This is a genomic window from Haloferax sp. Q22, from assembly GCF_001482285.1.
Classification (GTDB): Archaea; Halobacteriota; Halobacteria; order Halobacteriales; family Haloferacaceae; genus Haloferax.
Genome location: NZ_LOEP01000037.1, coordinates 37193 through 54710, shown reverse-complemented (window position 1 = coordinate 54710; position 17518 = coordinate 37193). Strand labels below are relative to the sequence as shown.

General features: G+C 64.0%; 15 protein-coding genes. 12 read left to right on the top strand and 3 right to left on the bottom strand.

The genetic code is table 11. The features are described from left to right. The first annotated feature begins 95 nt into the window (after nucleotides 1–95). On the top strand, nucleotides 96–1547 hold the full coding sequence (locus AM590_RS17125; protein ID WP_058828522.1) for an aldehyde dehydrogenase family protein: 1452 nt from the start codon (nucleotides 96–98) through the stop codon (nucleotides 1545–1547). A 19-nt stretch (nucleotides 1548–1566) separates the two neighbouring features. Here AM590_RS17125 and AM590_RS17120 read toward each other — a convergent pair whose 3' ends face one another. Next, nucleotides 1567–2340, bottom strand: a complete 774-nt coding sequence (locus AM590_RS17120; protein ID WP_058828521.1) for an IclR family transcriptional regulator — start codon at nucleotides 2338–2340, stop codon at nucleotides 1567–1569. 188 nt (nucleotides 2341–2528) lie between these two features. Here AM590_RS17120 and AM590_RS17115 point away from each other — a divergent pair, with 188 nt between their 5' ends. Together AM590_RS17115 and AM590_RS17110 are read left to right on the top strand one after the other, a co-directional pair. Next, the gene (locus AM590_RS17115; RefSeq protein ID WP_058828520.1) at nucleotides 2529–3596 is read left to right on the top strand and encodes a glycoside hydrolase family 105 protein; all 1068 of its coding nucleotides are present in this window, start codon (nucleotides 2529–2531) and stop codon (nucleotides 3594–3596) included. A 100-nt stretch (nucleotides 3597–3696) separates the two neighbouring features. After that, nucleotides 3697–4794: a Gfo/Idh/MocA family protein gene (locus AM590_RS17110; RefSeq protein ID WP_058828519.1), complete on the top strand. Its 1098-nt coding sequence runs from the start codon at nucleotides 3697–3699 to the stop codon at nucleotides 4792–4794. 541 nt (nucleotides 4795–5335) lie between these two features. On the opposite strand, the gene AM590_RS17105 is transcribed toward AM590_RS17110, so the two are convergent. Further along, on the bottom strand, nucleotides 5336–5638 hold the full coding sequence (locus AM590_RS17105) for an L-rhamnose mutarotase (protein ID WP_004061665.1): 303 nt from the start codon (nucleotides 5636–5638) through the stop codon (nucleotides 5336–5338). Nucleotides 5639–5717: 79 nt separating this feature from the next. Here AM590_RS17105 and rhcC point away from each other — a divergent pair, with 79 nt between their 5' ends. The 9 genes from rhcC (at nucleotide 5718) to AM590_RS17060 (ending at nucleotide 16465) form a co-directional block, all read left to right on the top strand. Next, nucleotides 5718–6587: an L-rhamnono-1,4-lactonase gene (gene rhcC, locus AM590_RS17100; protein ID WP_058828518.1), complete on the top strand. Its 870-nt coding sequence runs from the start codon at nucleotides 5718–5720 to the stop codon at nucleotides 6585–6587. 183 nt (nucleotides 6588–6770) lie between these two features. Then, the gene (rhcE, locus tag AM590_RS17095) at nucleotides 6771–7805 is read left to right on the top strand and encodes a 2-keto-3-deoxy-L-rhamnonate dehydrogenase (protein ID WP_058828517.1); all 1035 of its coding nucleotides are present in this window, start codon (nucleotides 6771–6773) and stop codon (nucleotides 7803–7805) included. 184 nt (nucleotides 7806–7989) lie between these two features. Next, a complete protein-coding gene (gene rhcD, locus AM590_RS17090; RefSeq protein WP_058828516.1) occupies nucleotides 7990–9195 on the top strand; it encodes an L-rhamnonate dehydratase in 1206 nt (401 codons plus the stop codon). 2 nt (nucleotides 9196–9197) lie between these two features. After that, entirely contained in the window at nucleotides 9198–10226 is a 1029-nt protein-coding gene (locus AM590_RS17085) for a TIGR03560 family F420-dependent LLM class oxidoreductase (RefSeq protein ID WP_058828515.1), read from the top strand. Between the two features lie 212 nt (nucleotides 10227–10438). Beyond that, on the top strand, nucleotides 10439–11197 hold the full coding sequence (locus tag AM590_RS17080; RefSeq protein WP_042662384.1) for an IclR family transcriptional regulator: 759 nt from the start codon (nucleotides 10439–10441) through the stop codon (nucleotides 11195–11197). Nucleotides 11198–11281: 84 nt separating this feature from the next. Beyond that, nucleotides 11282–12133, top strand: a complete 852-nt coding sequence (gene rhcF, locus AM590_RS17075) for a 2,4-diketo-3-deoxy-L-rhamnonate hydrolase (protein ID WP_058828514.1) — start codon at nucleotides 11282–11284, stop codon at nucleotides 12131–12133. Between the two features lie 51 nt (nucleotides 12134–12184). Next, complete coding sequence (rhcB, locus tag AM590_RS17070; RefSeq protein WP_058828513.1) at nucleotides 12185–12982, top strand: L-rhamnose 1-dehydrogenase; 798 nt, start codon at nucleotides 12185–12187, stop codon at nucleotides 12980–12982. 831 nt (nucleotides 12983–13813) lie between these two features. Further along, nucleotides 13814–14437: a rod-determining factor RdfA gene (rdfA, locus tag AM590_RS17065; RefSeq protein WP_058828512.1), complete on the top strand. Its 624-nt coding sequence runs from the start codon at nucleotides 13814–13816 to the stop codon at nucleotides 14435–14437. 78 nt (nucleotides 14438–14515) lie between these two features. Beyond that, on the top strand, nucleotides 14516–16465 hold the full coding sequence (locus AM590_RS17060; RefSeq protein ID WP_058828511.1) for an archaea-specific SMC-related protein: 1950 nt from the start codon (nucleotides 14516–14518) through the stop codon (nucleotides 16463–16465). Nucleotides 16466–16601: 136 nt separating this feature from the next. Here the strand turns inward: AM590_RS17060 and AM590_RS17055 are convergent, their stop codons facing one another. Continuing rightward, a complete protein-coding gene (locus tag AM590_RS17055) occupies nucleotides 16602–17366 on the bottom strand; it encodes an IclR family transcriptional regulator (RefSeq protein WP_058828510.1) in 765 nt (254 codons plus the stop codon). Between the last annotated feature and the right edge of the window lie 152 nt (nucleotides 17367–17518).

The window sequence follows — 17518 nt, the reverse complement described above, 5'->3', positions numbered from 1 at the left end:
TTCGCTCACGCCTTGCGACGGTCACGAGCGCGCGGTGGGCGTCGCCGCTCGGCATGAGAAGCTTACTTAGTGATGGGTGTGCATGGCTAACTCGTATGTCGAGAACTTACGGTAACTTCATCGACGGCGAATGGACCGACCCCCAGTCGGGAGAGACGTTCGAAGTGACGAACCCCGCGGCGGCCGGCGAAGTCGTCAGCATCCACCCAGCGTCCTCCGAAGCGGACGTCGAGGCGGCGCTTGACGCGGCTGTCGCCGCGCAGGACGAGTGGGCGTCGACACCCGGCCCGTCCCGCGGCGCGATTCTCCGCGAGGCCGGCAACAACCTCGAAGCGCGGAAAGAAGAGGCGACCGAGGTGCTCGTCCGCGAGGAGGGCAAGACGCGCTCCGAGGCGGGCGGCGAGGTACAGCGCGCCATCGACATCTTCCACTACTACGGCGCGAAGGCCCGGGACTTCGGCGGCACCGTCAAGTCCGCCAGCGCCCCCGGGAAGGACCTCTACACGAAGCACGAACCCCTCGGCACGGTCGCGCTCATCACGCCGTGGAACTACCCCATCGCCATCCCTGTCTGGAAGCTCGCCCCGGCGCTCGCCGCCGGCAACACGGTCGTCCTCAAGCCGGCGTCCGAAGCTCCGGGCGTCGTCTCCATTGTCCTCGAATGCCTCGACGACGCGGGCCTCCCGGCCGGCGTGGCGAACACCATCACCGGCTCCGGCAGCGAGGTCGGCGGCCCGCTCATCGAGAGCGAGCGCATCGACGGCGTCTCCTTCACCGGCAGCACCGCCGTGGGGACGATGGTCGCCGAGACGGCCGCGGTCGACCTCAAGCGCGTCCAGTGTGAGATGGGCGGGAAGAACCCGACCGTCGTGATGCCCAGCGCGGACATCGAAGACGCCGCCGAGACCGTCGGCGTCGGCGCGTTCGGCACGACCGGCCAGTCGTGTACGGCCACCTCGCGCGCCATCGTCCACGAGGACGTGTACGACGAGTTCGTCGCGGCCATCTCTGACTACGCCGAGTCGCTCGTCGTCGGCGACGGGCTCGACGACCCCGACATGGGCCCGCACGTCTCCGAGAACGAACTGTCCTCGACGCTCGAATACATCGACATCGGCGCTTCGGAGGGTGCGACGCTCGAAGCCGGCGGCAGCCGGCTCTCCGGCGACGACTACGACGACGGCTACTTCGTCGAGCCGACCGTGTTCTCCGGCGTCGAAAACGACGCTCGCATCGCCCAAGAGGAGATTTTCGGACCCGTGCTGGCGGTCGTCAAGGCTGACTCCTTCGAGGACGCGCTCGACCTCGCCAACGATGTTGACTATGGCCTGTCGGCCAGCATCGTCACGCAGGACCTCAGCGAAGGCAAGCGCTTCGTCAACGAGGTCGAAGCGGGCGTCGCGAAAATCAACGAGAAGACGACCGGTCTCGAACTCCACGTCCCCTTCGGCGGCTACAAGGACTCGTCCACCAACACGTACCGCGAGCAGGGCGACGCCGGCCTCGACTTCTTCTCGTCGGTGAAGACCATCTACGAGAACTACTGAGCCGCGGGCCCCCACGCGCTCAGGAGAACTTCGTGTTCAGTTCGATGACGTTCGCGGCGCTCCGGACGTAGTCCGCGAGTTCGCCGTGCAGGCGGTCCTCGGTAAACCGGCTCGACGGGCCGGTGATGCTGATCGCGCCGAGGATTGTCTCGTCGTTCTTGACCGGTGCGGAGACGCAGCGCAGGCCGTTGATGTTCTCCTCGTCGTCGATGCCGTACCCTTGCTCGCGGATGGTCTCGAGTTCCTCGAACAGCTCTTCGGGTCCGGTGATGGTGTTCGACGTCTTGGGTTCGTACTCCATCGCCGCCGCGATTTCCTCGATGCGCTCGGGAGGGAGGTACGCGAGAATCGTCTTGCCGAGCGACGTGGAGTACATCGGCTGTTGGGTTCCCACCCTCGACAGCGTCTCGACGGCGTGTTCGCCCTGCGCCTTGTGGAGGTACGAGACCATCCCGTACTCCTCGACGCCGAACTGGACGATTTCGCCCGTCTCCTCGGCCAGCGAGTCGACCTCCTTTTGGACGATGTCGAAGTTGCCTATCTGGTCGCGGACGTGTGAGGCGACGTCGAGGAAGCGCAGACCGAGACGGTAGCCGTCGCCCTCGCGGACGATGACGCGCCGCTCTTCGAGCGTTCGGAGGTGGCTGTGGACCGTGCTCTTCGAGTGGCCGAGCTCGTCGGCGATTCGCGTCACCCCGATGCCCGCCTCCTCCTGCAGGAGGTCGATGATATTGAACGCTATCTGGACCGAGCGGATTGTTCGGCCGGGGCGTTTGTTCGGTTGGGGGCTCATGGTGTGACAGTCGGACCCGAGCCGTATATATCTGTTCCCGCCTGGGGAACGAGTCTGTTGCGACGAACGAGCGCTCCTCGGTTTCGGACCGGCTGACCGACCGGCGCGCACGGCCGCCGTCAGGTGGTGGCGCGACGCCATGGGATACATTTTTCATCCTCGCACGTATTCGTGTGGGTACTGTACTCATGCCAACAGACGAGCCTACACCAGTCCAGCGCGCCGCGTCGTATCTCCGGTCGTTGGACATCGACGGACAGTCGTGGATTGCCGGCGTCGCCATCAACGGCCTGCTCGCCGAGGGTGGAGACGAGTCGATCGAGCGCGCGAAGCACTTCGTCGACACCGCGGTGGCGACCCAGAACGACGCCGGGCAGTTGAGCTACGGCCCGAGCTACCCGATTGAGGTTTTCAGCCACGGCCGCGAGTACGAGGCGAGCTGGGAGCTGACCGTCAAGAAGTGCATGAACACGAACAACAGCACCGCCATCGGCCACGGCGTCCTCGACTTTTACGACAGTACAGGCGAGAACCGCTACCTCGACGCGGCCGAACGCGCCTACGAGTCGCTTCTGTCCTTCGAGCGGACCGAAGACGGCGGCATCCCCCACCACGACCCCGAACTCGCGGGCATCAAGTCGCTGTGGATCGACTCCGTCTACATGATGTGCCCGTTCCTCGCCCGCTACGGCGCGGCCGCGGGCGACGACGACGCCTTCGACGAGGCGGTCGACCAGATTCTGATTCACGCCGCGCACCTCCGCGACGGCCACACGGGCCTGTTCCGTCACATCTGGGTCGAACAGCCGAACCACTACCCGCAGGGCGCGTTCTGGGCGCGCGGCAACGGCTGGGCCGCCGCCGCGTCGGCTGACGTGCTCGAACGGCTCCCCGAGGACCACCCGAAGCGCGACGACCTCATCGACCTGTTCCGGTCGCACTGCGAGGCGCTTCTCCCGCTGCAGGACGGCAGCGGTTTCTGGCACAATCTCGTCGACGACCCGCACACGCCGCTTGAGTCGTCGGGGACGCTCATGTTCGCCTACGCGTTCGCCCGCGGCATCGACCTCGGTATCCTCGACGAGGAGACCTACCGCCAACCCGCCGAAGACGGGCTCGCGGCCGTCTCCCGCGTCGTCGGCGAGGACGGCGCAGTCAACCGCGTCGCCGGGCCGCCGGGCGGTCCCGAAGCACCCCTGACGGACACGCCCTACGGGCAGGGTTGGTTCCTCATGGCCGCGGCCGCGCTCGACTGAGACCTTCGACCCCAGCGTCCTTTCGACGCTTTCGGCCCCGGCACCACAGTTATGCGCTCCGGCGAACATTGACGAACGAACGCGAGCGACAGAAGACACCATGACCTACCACGCAGGCATCATCGGCACGGGCGGCATCGCAGGGATGGGCATCCTCGGCATGCACGACGAGGAGGCCATCGGCAGAGAGAAAATCGACGCGAGTCACGCGGGTGGCTACGCCGCGACCGACGACATCGAACTCATCGCCGTCGCCGACGTGGACGAGTCGAAACTGGACACCTTCGGCGAGGCGTGGGACATCCCCGCGGACCGCCGGTACGTCGGCCACGAGGCGATGCTCGAAGCCGAGGACCTCGACGTCGTGTCGGTCTGCACGCCGTCGTTCCTCCACCGCGACCACGTCGTCGACGCCGCGCGCTCCGCCGCCGACCCGTCTGTCATCAGGTGCGAGAAACCCATCGCGTCGTCCGTCAGCGACGCCGAGGAGATGGTTGCCGTCTGCGACGAGACCGAGACGGAACTCGTCATCAACCACTCCTTTCGGTTCACGGACAAGCTTCGACAACTCCGCGACCTCGTCCGCGAGGAGGGCATCCTCGGCGACGTGAAGTCCGTGAGCGCGCAGTACCGGATGGAACTCATGCGGAACTCCACGCACGTCCTCGACACGCTCGTCTACCTCCTCGACGCGCGGGCGTCGCGGGTGAGCGGGCACATCACCGGCGAGAACGAGGCGCTCGACGCGCTGGACGCCACGGAGTCGGTCGTCGACGCCGGCGGCGGCGGGCACGTCGTCATGGACGACGGCACGTTCGTCACCGTGGACTGCACGATTCCGCGCGACATCTCGTCGATGACGCTGAGCTTCATCGGCACCGAGGGCAAGCTCTACATGAACAACGACGACGGCGAGTGGCGCTACTGGTCGCTCGAAGACGGCGAACACGTCGAGCGACCGCTCCCCGGCATCGAGGGCGCGTGGACGTGGGAATCGGACTACAAGGGGTCGTTCGCCAACGCGGCGGCCCACGTGCAGGACCTCCTCGACGGGACGACGGAGAACTACTCGCCCGGCGTCGCGGCGACCCGTTCGCTCGAAATCATCGTCGGGTTCTACCTCTCGCACTACACCGATTCGACGGTTGATATCCCGCTTCCGGGACCGCTCCGTGAGGTTCCAATCACGTCGTGGTGAACCGCAGTCGGTCGACCAGTCGCTCACGCCGGAAAGGCATCCGGCATGGCCGGACGGTCTTCTGACACCGGTTCCAGAACTGAATCGACTGGATACGGCGCGTAGAGGCCTAAATGGAACAGTACCGTGTTTTTCATTGCCCTCTCCCGCGGTGGTCGTTCAGTCCGGCCGGTCGAAGCTGCGCTCCGAGATATATCCGTGGCACTCCGCGTAGAAACAATTTTAAATTACAAGTTTATGGATGTAATGGTTGGGGCCGTACAACCCGCTTAGACGGCAATCGCGTACATCGAGTCGTCGTACTACTCTGTTAGCGGGTGACCCTCGACGGTCGACTCGGGCCGTACCGGGTTTCCGCCAGTGGCGGATGAGTATCCGGATGGACCGGAGTGAACGATTTCGCCGAGATGCGGCTATTTGTGCGCCGCTACCTCGCGGTAACTGCGAGATTGGGGTAATTCGTCCAGCAGTATTCTCGGTGAGAAATTCGTTGTGGATGGCGGATCCTCCGCCATGGCCGGATATTCTTCGCCCTCGAACGTCAGACCATCCGGTAGACTTCGTCCATCCAACTGTCGTCGGTCTCGACGGTGATGCCGCTCATGACCTCCGCCCAGTCGGCTTGCGCCTCGCTGTTGTCCATTACTTCCTGGATGGCTTCCGGGTCGTCGACTTCCATGAAGCCGAAGACGTGGCCGTCCTTCTCGAAGACGCTGTACGTCTGAAGGCCGGCGTCAGAGTCCAGATAGGCGGATTCGAGCGCCTCGGGGACGTTCTCGTGTTTCGTTCGGTACTCCTCTCGCTTGCCGTCTTTAATCTCTAGGTGGAACGCGATTCGCGCCATACGGCCTCCGATTCGATGGCACCCGTCTTAGCTTTTCGGCGGGTAAGATTTAGTACGGGAACGCCCGTCGTCGATTGTAATGATAGATACTCATACCCACGCGTGGGGTGCGGCGAGTCCGGAACACCCGTGGACCAACGGCCCCATCTTGGACCTCGTGGACAGTTTCGACGTACACACCGTCTACACCGCCGAACGCCTGCTCGCCGACATGGACCGAAACGGCGTTGACGAGGCCGTCGTCGTGGGCTACCCTATCTGCGACTGGACGGACAACTGGTACACCCGACGGGTCGCCGCGGAGTACGACCGACTCCACGGCATCGTGATGCTCGACCCGTTCGCCGACGACGCCGTCGACCGCCTCGACCGCTGCATGGAGACCGACGGCGTCTTCGGCTTCCGACTCGGCGCGGCCTGCCCGTACGACCGGATGTGGGAGACGTTCGACCCGAGCGTGACGTGGCTCCGAGAGAGCGTCGAGGAGACCGCCTTTTGGGAGGTCGCGGTCGAACACGACGCCACGGTTCAGATTCTCTGCGACCACGGCCAGCTCGACCAGGCGCTCGAACTCGTCGAGTCGTATCCCGAACTCACCTACCTGTTCGACCACTTCGCCCACGCGGGCCCGGAGACGCCCACCGACGAGGGCACGTTCAGCCGGTTCGCCGACCTCGCGGAACACGACTCGGTCGCGGTGAAGGTCTCGGAAATCGTCCACATGTCCGACTCGGCGTTCCCCTACGCCGACATGCACGACCACGTCCGGTGGCTCCTCGACACCTTCGGTCGCGAGCGGGTCGTCTGGGGCTCCGACTACCCGAACGTCAGCGACGTTGCCAGCTACGCGGAGGCGTGCAACTGGCTCAAACAGGTCGACTCGCTGTCGACGGCCGACCGGTCGTGGCTGACCGGGAAGTCGTTCCGGCGGCACGTCGACCTCGGGTGAGCCGTCGTCTTACTGTTCGTGATGGCGGACACAAGGCATGTCGCCGGATATAGCCAACAGCTTGCCCGGTGTAGCCGCGGCTGCAGCCGCGCTACGGCCGAAATTCTCCGCCCGCACCCAAACATATTAATCGGTGTGTTCACATGGTGTAAACGAGACGATCCCACACGGTCATTTGCAACTATGAAAGCCATTATTCAGACCGGGCCGCGCTCGGTAGAGACACAAGAGCGGGAGGTTCCCACTCCCAGTGCAGACGAACTGCTCATCAAGGTCCACACCGCGGGTCTCTGTGGTAGCGACGCCCACGCCTACAAGTACGACGGCGGCTACGAGTGGATTCCCATCCCGCGCATCATGGGCCACGAGTACTCCGGGACGGTCACGGAAGTCGGCGAGAACGTCGAGACGTTCGAGGTCGGCGACAAGGTCGTCGAGGAGCCGATTCACGACTGCGGCCACTGCTTCCAGTGTCAGAACGGCCAGCCCAACGTCTGCCAGAACTTCTCTATTACGGGCATGCACCGCGACGGCGCGTACACGGAGTACGTCACCGTCACGCCCGAACACGTCCACGCGGTGCCCGAGGGCGTTCCCCTCCGGCACGCCGCCATCACCGAGCCAACGAGCATCGCCACGCGCGCGGTCCTCGACCAGTCGGTGACGACGCCCGGCGACAACGTCCTCGTCGAAGGGCCGGGCCCCATCGGCATGCTCGTCGCCGCCGTCGCCGACTCCCTCGGCGCGAACGTCGTCGTCTCCGGCCTCGGACAGGACGCGGCGTATCGCCTCCCGCTACTCGAAGACCTCGGCATCGACACGGTGAACCTCCAGGAGGAAGGCGGCCTCGACGAGCGGGTCGAGAGCCAGACCGACGGCATCGGCTTCGACGTGGTCTTCGACGCGACGGGCCACCACAGCGGCGTTGTCTCCGGGAACGACGTGGTCCGCAAGGGCGGCCAAATCGTCGTCGTCGGCATCCCGAACTCGCCGAGCGAACTCAGCCTCACCTCGACTGTCCGCGGTGAAATCGACATCAACACCTCCTACGGCTCGACGTGGACCAACTTCGAGCAGGCGCTCCGCCTGATGGAGCGCGGCGAGATCGCGGTCGACAAGATTCTCGACACCTCCTACAGCGTCGATGAGCCGGCCGAGGCGTTCGAGGCCTTCCTCGACTCCGAGACCTGCAAGCCGGTCTTCCAGTTCGACGGCTGAAACGACGCGAAAGAAGCTCCCCACCGAGGCGTCGCCGTCTCATCACCGACCGATTCGAGGCTTCTTTGACCGACTGACGGCGGGGCCGACCGACGAAACAGCGACCTCTCCGGGCCACCGGTCGCTCAACGACAGAAACTATTTTACCCGTGCCGATTGGATGTGAGGTCGTACCAAACAAATCATGGAGATTACAGACATCTCAGCGACGAAAATCAGCAACGAGTCGTGGGGCGAGTTCATCGAATTCCCGCTCGTCACCATCATGTCGAAGTACGACGAGTACCGCAACGTCGACGGGGAGAACCCGCAGGCCCGCCGCAAGTGGATGGGCCCCGTGGGTGACGTGGTCGTCGAGGTCGAGACGGACGCCGGCATCACCGGCGTCGGCGTCGGTAACTGGGGCACGGGTGCCATCGCCACCGTCGTCGAGGAGACGCTCTCGAAAATCGTGGTCGGCGAGAACCCGATGCAGCGCGAACTCCTCTGGGAACAGATGTACCGCGCTACGCTCCCGTTCGGCCGGAAGGGCGTCGCGGTCATGGCCATCAGCGCGGTCGACCAGGCGCTGTGGGACATCGCCGGGAAGGACGCCGGCAAGCCGGTGTACGAACTGCTCGGCGGCCCCACTAAAGACGAGATTCCCGCCTACGCGTCGAACCTCCACCCCGTCGACATGGAGAAACTCGAGCGCGAGGCCATCCAGTACGTCGAGGAGGGCTTCGACGCGATGAAACTCCGCTTCCTCCACGGCCCCGAGGACGGCCGCGCGGGCATGAAGAAGAACGAGGAAATCGTCGCGACGGTCCGCGACGCCGTCGGCGACGACATCGAAATCGCGGGCGACGCCTACATGGGCTGGTCGGTCAAGTACGCCAAGGAGATGACCCAGCGCCTCGGCAAGTACGACATGGCGTGGGTCGAGGAGCCGGTCATCGCCGACGACATCTCCGGCTACGCCGAGGTCCGCGAGGCCGCGCCGATGCCGATTTCGGGCGGCGAACACGAGTTCACCCGCTGGGGCCACGAGGACCTCCTCGAAGAAGGTGCGGTCGACATCCTCCAGCCCGACGTGGGTCGCGTCGGCGGTATCACGGAACTCCAGAAGGTCGCCGACATGGCCGAAGTCCACGACGTTCCCGTCATCCCGCACGCCGGAACGAACCCGACGCTCCACGCCATCGCCGGCCACACGAACATGCCGATGGCGGAGTACTTCCCGACCCCCGAGTGGTTCGAGGAGCGCCAGGAGAAACGCGAGTCGACCTACGCCGACGCCATCTTCCAGAACCCGCCGTCGCCGGAGAACGGGTCGATCCCGCTCCCCGACGAACCCGGTGTCAGCACCCAACTGAACCGCGAGGCGCTCGAACACTTCGCCATCGAGTAACGATGTCTGACATCAGTTTCGAGTACAACGTCCCCGTCTTCGCCGGCGCGCCCGACGAGGGGACCGAGCCGACGCACCGCGACACGCCGCAGTACGAGTCGCTCGACTGGGAGACGACCAAGATGGGCGTCCAAAAGGCGGAGGAACTCGGCTTCGACGCGGTGTGGGCACCCGACCACCTGCTGTTGGGCCGCGACCACGCCGAGTACGAGTGCTGGACGCTGCTGTCGGCCATCGCTGGTTTCACCGAGGACATCAACCTCGGCTCGCTCGTCCTCTGTAACGACTACCGCAACCCGGCGCTCGTCGCCAAGATGGCGGCCACGCTCGACGTGATTTCCGACGGGCGGCTGGAACTCGGCCTCGGCGCGGGCTGGCACGAGCCGGAGTACGACGCCTACGGCTGGGAGTACCGCGACGGTTTCGAGCGCCTGATGCGCCTCGACGAGTCCATCCGCCTCATGAAGCGCATGTGGGCTGCCGGCAGCGACGGCGCGAGCTTCGACGGCAAGCACTACCAAATCGAGGACGCCTACTGCGTCCCCGGTCCCGTACAGGACCCCCATCCGCCCATCCTCGTCGGCGGACAGGGCGAGGAGGTCACGCTCAAACTCGTCGCCAAACACGCCGACGTGTGGAACACCGACGTGTTCAACGGCGACGTGGAGACGCTCGAACACAAAATCGGCGTCATCGAAGACCACTGCGAGACCGTCGGCCGCGACCCCGACGAAATCGAGTACTCGTGGGACGGCCACGTCATCTGCACGCGCGACGAGGAGAAGTTCGACCGCCTGCTCGACCTGATGACGCCCATCCAGTTCGAAGCGGAGTACCAGGACCAAGCGCCCATCGTGACGGAGGAAGACGCCCGCGAGTACTTCATCATGGGGACGCCCGAGGAGTGCGCGGAAGCTATCGAGCGCCGCATCGACGCGGGCGTGACGAAGTTCCAGGGCTGGTTCATCGACTTCCCCGACACCGACGGCATGGAACTGTTCGCGGACGAAGTCATCCCGCAGTTTAACTGAGACGTCCCACGGGTCGAGCGCGCCGCGCTCGGTCGCCTCGGGTACTCGCTTTCTTTCTTGCTATCTTCGCGTCATTCGTCTACCTGAATAGCCACAATATCTGAATTATCTAGATTATTTAAATTTCCCACACGGAGTTCATCGCTCGTAACACCTCCTCATTTCCGGCCATAGCGGAAAGACATTTGAGGGATGAGGATTCATAACCAACTATGGCGAAGGACGTTCCGGTCAACGCGGTCAAAATCTCGCTCGAACTCGTCGATCTCCTGCGGGAGCTCGACGGGGCGGGCGTCTCGGAGGTAGCCAAGCAACTGGACAAGCCGACCAGCACGATTCACGACCATCTGCGGACGCTGGAGCAACAGGAGTACCTCGTCAAGGAGGGCGACACCTACTACGTCAGCACGCGGTTCCTCCAGTTAGGCGCTCACGCGCGGTCTCGCCAGAAGGTGTTCAAAATCGCGCGTCCCGAGATAAACGAGCTCGCGCAGGTGACCGGCGAGCACGCGAACCTGATGATAGAGGAACACGGCGTCGGCGTCTTCCTGTACCGGTCGCGGGGCCCCGACGCCGTCCGGCTGGACACCCACTCGGGGATGCGTGTCCCGCTGCAGACGACGGCCCTCGGGAAGTCAATCATGGCGAACCGGCCGCGGGAGGAAGTCGAGCGAATCCTCGACCGCCACGGGTTAGAGGCGGTGACGGACCGCTCTATCACGGACCGCGAGGAACTGTTCGACGTGTTGGAGCAGGTCCGCGAGCGCGGCTACTCGTACGACGACGAAGAGCGCGTCAAGGGCATGCGCTGTGTGGCCGCGCCGATACTCAACGAGGACGACTACGCCATCGCCGCCGTGAGCGTCTCGGGGCCGAAAAGCCGGATGCGCGAGGAGCGCTTTACCGAGGAACTGCCGAACCAGATTCTCAAGAGCGCGAACGTCATCGAAGTGAACCTGACGTACTCGTAGTCGGCGGACCGCGGACCCACCTCGACCGTCGCAATGCTGCGTAGAGCGCAACAGTTACGTATCACGGTGTGGCAGAGTGTAACGATGCAACTCGTTCGATACACCGCGGGCGGTGCCCCCGAATGGGGCGTCCGCCGCGACGACGACGTCGTCCCGCTCTCCGGCCTCCGCGAAGACGTCACCGTCCAGAACCTGAACAGCCCCGGCTTCCTCACCGTCGTCGAGGACGCCGCAGACGCCGCCGAGGACCAGTCGGTCCCCGTCGAGGACGTGAAGCTCCTCGCGCCCGTGCCGCGCCCCGGAAAAATCGTCTGCGTCGGACTCAACTACCACGACCACGCCGAAGAACAGGATGAAGAGGTGCCCGAACGTCCGCTCCTGTTCGGGAAGGCCGGCACGTCCGTCACGAACCCCGGCGACCCCATCGTCCACCCGTCGGCCATCGACGAGGTCGACTACGAGGTCGAACTCGGCGTCGTCATCGGCCAGACGGCCAAGAACGTCGACGCCGAGGACGCCTTCGACTACGTCGCGGGCTACACGGCCATCAACGACGTGAGCGGCCGCGACGCCCAGTTCGACGACGGCCAGTTCTTCCGCGGCAAGAGCTACGACACGTTCGCCCCGATGGGGCCGACGTTCGTCCCCCAGGGCGACCTCGACCCGCACAACCTCGACGTCGCCTGCCGCGTCAACGGCGAGACGAAACAGGAGTCCAACACCTCCGAGTTCATCTTCGGCGTCGACGAGGTCGTCGAGTACATCAGTAACATCACGACACTCCGACCCGGTGACGTTATCTCCACCGGCACGCCCGGCGGTGTCGGCATCTTCCGCGACCCGCCGGAACTGCTCGTGCCGGGCGACAGCGTCGACGTGGAAATCGAGGGCATCGGCACGCTCACCAACCCCGTCGTCGCCGAGCGCGACGAGTAACCGGCCGGCGTACAGCGCAATTATTTATACGATATCCCGGTACTACCGACTATGAGCACGCACACAGACACCCGACTGAGAGACAGGCATATCGTCGTCACCGGCGGTGCGCGCGGCATCGGCCGCGGCATTGCGGTCCGCTGCGCCCGCGCCGGAGCTGACGTATCGATTTTCGACACGAAGCCCGAGGTGGCCGCGGAGACGGCCGAACTCGTTCGCGAGGAGGGCGGCGAGGCCGAGGTGTACGAGGTCGACGTGACCGACGCCGAGGGCGTCGAAACCGCCGTTGACGCCGCGGTCGAGTCGCTCGGCGACATCCACGGCCTCGTGAACAACGCGGGCGTTCAGCAGGCTATCCCGCTTCTCGAAACGACCGAAGACGACTGGGATCTCCACTTCGAAGTGAACGCCAAGGGGACGTTCCTCGTCTCCAAGGCCGTCGCCGCCCGGATGGTCGACCGCGAAATCGAGGGGAGCATCGTCAACATCTCGTCGGTCGGCGCGGAGCGACCGTTCGCCGGACAGGGTGCGTACGGCGCGTCCAAGGCGGCCGTTCTCGCCTTCACGACCGTGCTGGCGAAGGAACTGAGCGACCACGGCATCACCGTCAACGCGCTCAAGCCCGGCACCGTCGAGACGCCGATGGTCGAGGCGTGGCTCGACGAACACGCCGAGCAGTCGGGCAAGTCGCCGGACGAAATCCTCGCGGAGACGCTCGACGTGCACATCCTCGACCGAATCGGTCAACCCGAGGAAGTCGGTCACGTCGCGGTCCTCCTGCTCTCCGAGGAGGGCGACTGGATAACCGGCGAGTCCATCGCTGTCGACGGCGGCTACCTCAAGCACTAGCGCCTCTTTCGACGGGCTTCGAGGCGTTTCACCACCACCGCCGGCGTCCCGTTTATTTGCTTCGATACGTCCACTTCGTCGACTGCTGTCCGAAGACACTGATACGGCTGAAATCGATACTCTAGGATTCAATACGTCGGTTTCGCATCGGTGCTCACGACGAACGATTCTCGTCCGGCATCGTCGGACGTATTTTGCGTCGTATCTCGGCAGTCAGTTGGTCCGGAGACCCGACGCGAACTGACGCGACGGCGGGAGCCGGGGTTCCTGAGACGCCCGTGATGGGCCGTCTCGACCCGCGTCGCGGAATGTCGCCAATGCCCGGCGGCTCCTGGTCTCCTTCGAGCATCGGCGTCGAACCGGCGGCTTCGGGCGTGATTCACACGCTACTCACAACGGTTGCCAAGTACATAATTATTATATGGGTGTGATTCGTAGTAGCACATGGTCGGAGCAATCTGACCCATGTGTGATCAGCATCTCGTGCGACCAGCACGATAGCCATCAGTACGTCAGTCATACTGTACGCGCGGTAGCCCCCACCGAGTACGCCTGCCCAACTGGTACTCATGAACGCGTGGGATGGCTACCTCTCGAGCACAACGTCCCATTGATGCTCCATTTTTCGGCCGTCTCCCGTTGTTACGTAGCGTCTGCGTTCTCGACTCCAGCTCCGCGTTACTACTCGGTCTCCGCGTGAGTTACCGAACTCCATATCATCCGACATTGCCGGATAGTAACGGTTCGGTTCCGACGAACGCGCCTCGCCGAGTGTGACGAATCGCTCTCCAAACCTGAAGATATTTTACGTTACCGTGTGAATCACGGGTAATGGGTACCGATCAAAGCACGAACCGTCGCCTAAGCAAGGTAGAACGGGTCATCGAAACGTACGACTTGGACGGATTCGGCGAGCAGCTCGCCGACCGCTGGACGGCTCCTGAGGACAGCGACAGCCTCCGTGACCTCGCGGACCTGATGAACGAGAAGGTGCTCGACGCCGCGCTCCGCGAGGCGGGCGAGGACGTTCTCGAAGGTGAGGTGGAGAACCTGTACACGCTCCTCACCGGGGACGAGACCACGGAGGGGATGCGCGTTCAGGCGAAAAACACGCTCCAATCCCGCGGCGTCGATGTCGACCAACTGCTCTCCGATTTCGTCTCTCACCAGGCGGTCTACACCTATTTGACGGAGATTCGCGGCGTCTCGAAAGAGTCCTCGTCCGGGAACAGAGTCGACAACGTCGTCGAGTCCATCCAGCGGCTCCGCGGCCGACTGGTCGCGGTCATCGAACAGAGCCTGAGCTCGCTCCGTAACACGAGCAAGCTCCGGCTCGGCGACTTCGACGTCCTCGTGGACACGCAGGTGTACTGCCGCGACTGCGGGACGCAGTACGAGGTCGTCGAACTGCTCCGGCGGGGAGGGTGCGACTGCGACGAGGACGCGTCGAACTAGGCGTTACATAATTAGTTCCGTCACATTCTCCTTGATTCAACGGATGATTTTATATTGGTGTACCTATTTGGTCAAGGTATGAGTTCAGAACAAGTGTCAAAATCCAAAGTCCACCTTTCGGTCGAGAACATCGGTGGCATCGACAACCTGTCAACGTCGTTCGAGCCGGGCGTGACGGTCCTGGCGGGACGGAACGCTACGAACCGAACGTCGCTTTTGCGGTCCATCATGGCCGCCCACGGGAGCGACGACGTGGCGCTCAAGGGCGACGCCGACGAGGGGTCGGTCGAACTCACCATCGGTGACGAGACGTACACCCGGACGTTCGAGCGGCAGGGCGACACGGTCATCTCCGGCGGGAATCCGGTCCTCGACGACCCGGACCTCGCGGACCTCTTCGCGTTCCTGCTCGAGACGAACGACGCCCGACAGGCGGTCGCCCGCGGCGACGACCTCCGCGACCTCATCATGCGTCCGGTGGACGTCGAGTCCATCAACGAGCAGATCGAGTCGCTCCAGCAGGAGAAACGCGACATCGCCGACGAGCTCTCGACGCTCAGCAACCTCTCGGACCGCCTGCCGCAGCTCGAACGCCGGCGGACGAAACTCGAAGACCAAATCGAGGAGAAGGAAGACGAACTCGCCGAGAAAGAACAGGAAGTCGAGGAGTACGACGCCAGCGTCAGCGAGCGACAGGAAGTCGAGAGCGAGCTCGAATCCAAACTCGGTGACCTCCGGAGCAAGCGCCGCGACATCAACGACGTGGACCGCCGCATCGAGACGGAAAAACAGAGCCTCGACGCCCTCGAATCCGAGGAGGACGAACTGGAGGACGACGCCGAGGATCTCCCCGAGGTCGCCGGCGGCAAAATCGACGAAATCGAGTCCGAAATCAGCCGCCTCCGGACGCGCCGCCAGCAGATTCAGTCGACCGTCAACGAGCTTCAGTCCGTGATTCAGTTCAACGAGGAGATGCTCTCTGGCACCTCCTCTGACGTCGTGGATGCGCTCCGCGACGCCGACGACTCCGGCGGCAGCGTCACCGACCAACTGCTCGGCGACGACCAGGTCGTCTGCTGGACGTGCGGCTCCGAGGTCGACAAGTCCGAAATCGAAGGGACGCTCGAACGCCTCCGGACGCTCCGCGAGGAGAAACTCGAGGACAACCGCGCGCACCGCGAACAGCTCTCCGAACTCGAAGACGAGAAGTCCACCCACGAGCGCCGCCAGCGCGAGCGCGACCGCATCGAGCGCCGCCTGTCCGAAATCGAAAGCGAGCGCGAGACGCGCCAAGAGCGCATCGAGGACCTCAAGTCCGACCGCTCGGACCTCGAAGACGAAATCGACTCGCTCGAACAGACCGTCGACGAACTCGAAAGCGAGGAACACGGCGACCTGCTCGACCTCCACCGCGAGGCGAACCAGCTCGAATACGACCTCGGCCGCCTCCGCAGCGACCTCGAGGGCGTCGAAGACGAAATCGCGGACATCGAGCGCAAACTCGACGAGCGCGACGAACTCGAAGCGGCCCGCGAGGACATCGAAGACGAACTCGCGGAGCTTCGGACGCGCATCAAGCGCCTCGAATCCGAGGCCGTCGAGGAGTTCAACACCCACATGGACGACGTGCTCGACGTGCTCGAATACGACAACCTCGACCGCATCTGGATCGAACGCACCGAAAAGCGGGTTCGGGAGGGCCGAAAGAAGGTCACGAAGTCGGTGTTCGACCTCCACGTCATCCGGACGAACGAAGACGGTGTGAGTTACGAGGACTCCGTCGCCCACCTCTCGGAGTCCGAGCGCGAGGTGACCGGCCTCGTGTTCGCGCTCGCGGGCTACCTCATCCACGACGTCTACGAGACGGTCCCGTTCATGGTCCTCGACTCACTTGAGGCCATCGACTCGAACCGCATCTCGCGGCTCGTGGACTACTTCGCGGACTACGCCGACTTCCTCGCCGTCGCCCTCCTCGAAGAGGACGCGCAGGCCGTCGACAGTTCCTACCCGCGCTACTCGCCGGCGTAACGCCGCACCGACGCCGTTTGTTTTTCTCGTTTTTTCGCACCCCCCGCTGAGTCGCGTCGCGGACGGCACATCTCGTTTCGAGTTACACTATTGGGAGTGTCACGGAATGAGGATCGACGGCGGCGGTGCGGCGCGCTCAGGAGAGCGCGATGCTCAGTTCGAGTTCCTCGGCGATGCCGAGGAGGACTTCGGTGAGACGGTCGAACTGCTCGCCTTTCATCCGGTTGGAGGGGCCGGCGACGCTCAGCGCGCCGAACACGCCGCCGTCAGGTCCCAACACGGGGGCCCCGACCGCGCGGACGCCGCTAATCTGCTCTTCGACGTTCAGTGCGTAGCCGCGCTCTCTGATTTCGGCGAGTTCGTCGAACAGTGCCCCCTCGTCGTGAATCGTCTGCTCCGTCTCCTTCGGGAGGCCGACTCGCTCGACGATCTCGTGGACTCGTTCTGTCGGCATGTGGGCGAGGATAGCCTTTCCGCTCGCCGTCGAGTGGAGGTAGACACGCTTTCCCACTGTCGACTGCGTCCAGACGCCGTGTTTTCCGGGTGAGGTGTGGACGTACACTCCTCGGCCGTGCTCTTCGACGGTGAAGATGGAGCGCCGCTCGGACTCTTCGGCGAGCACGTTGGTGTAGTGTTCGGCTTTCCCAAAACGGCGTTTTCGCGTCCGGACGAAGTTCCCGAGACCGAGAAAGCGAAGCCCGAGGTGATAGGTATCACCCTCTTTAACCACGTATTCCTGGGATTCGAGAGTCGTCACGTGGGTGTGTGCGGTGCTCGGTGCGATGTCGAGTTCGCGGGCGATTTCGGTCACGCCGGCACCGTCGCGTTCCCTGAGTAATTCGACGATTCTGAGGGTTGTGACCGTCGTTTTGAGCGAGCGGTCGTTCGCGTTTTCGGTCATTACCTGCGGGTCGTCACCATCGCACATAGTGCTTTCGCCTCTCCCGAATACTAGTTGTTAGATGACGAATCAAGACCCCACCGACGCCGAAACGAGGTGTTTGTGAACAATACGCACAGTATCCGTCTAATTCGGGAGGTGGCTCTCCGCCT

What these genes read in the sequence shown, in the direction of transcription:
- rhcF (WP_058828514.1), top strand. Translation starts at nt 11,282, where the DNA reads ATGCAACTCGTTCGATACACCGCGGGCGGTGCCCCCGAATGGGGCGTC.
- AM590_RS17105 (WP_004061665.1), bottom strand. Translation starts at nt 5,638, where the DNA reads ATGGCGCGAATCGCGTTCCACCTAGAGATTAAAGACGGCAAGCGAGAG.
- AM590_RS17055 (WP_058828510.1), bottom strand. Translation starts at nt 17,366, where the DNA reads ATGACCGAAAACGCGAACGACCGCTCGCTCAAAACGACGGTCACAACC.
- AM590_RS17115 (WP_058828520.1), top strand. Translation starts at nt 2,529, where the DNA reads ATGCCAACAGACGAGCCTACACCAGTCCAGCGCGCCGCGTCGTATCTC.
- AM590_RS17120 (WP_058828521.1), bottom strand. Translation starts at nt 2,340, where the DNA reads ATGAGCCCCCAACCGAACAAACGCCCCGGCCGAACAATCCGCTCGGTC.
- rhcD (WP_058828516.1), top strand. Translation starts at nt 7,990, where the DNA reads ATGGAGATTACAGACATCTCAGCGACGAAAATCAGCAACGAGTCGTGG.
- AM590_RS17125 (WP_058828522.1), top strand. Translation starts at nt 96, where the DNA reads ATGTCGAGAACTTACGGTAACTTCATCGACGGCGAATGGACCGACCCC.
- rhcE (WP_058828517.1), top strand. Translation starts at nt 6,771, where the DNA reads ATGAAAGCCATTATTCAGACCGGGCCGCGCTCGGTAGAGACACAAGAG.
- AM590_RS17080 (WP_042662384.1), top strand. Translation starts at nt 10,439, where the DNA reads ATGGCGAAGGACGTTCCGGTCAACGCGGTCAAAATCTCGCTCGAACTC.
- rdfA (WP_058828512.1), top strand. Translation starts at nt 13,814, where the DNA reads ATGGGTACCGATCAAAGCACGAACCGTCGCCTAAGCAAGGTAGAACGG.
- AM590_RS17110 (WP_058828519.1), top strand. Translation starts at nt 3,697, where the DNA reads ATGACCTACCACGCAGGCATCATCGGCACGGGCGGCATCGCAGGGATG.
- AM590_RS17085 (WP_058828515.1), top strand. Translation starts at nt 9,198, where the DNA reads ATGTCTGACATCAGTTTCGAGTACAACGTCCCCGTCTTCGCCGGCGCG.
- rhcC (WP_058828518.1), top strand. Translation starts at nt 5,718, where the DNA reads ATGATAGATACTCATACCCACGCGTGGGGTGCGGCGAGTCCGGAACAC.
- AM590_RS17060 (WP_058828511.1), top strand. Translation starts at nt 14,516, where the DNA reads ATGAGTTCAGAACAAGTGTCAAAATCCAAAGTCCACCTTTCGGTCGAG.
- rhcB (WP_058828513.1), top strand. Translation starts at nt 12,185, where the DNA reads ATGAGCACGCACACAGACACCCGACTGAGAGACAGGCATATCGTCGTC.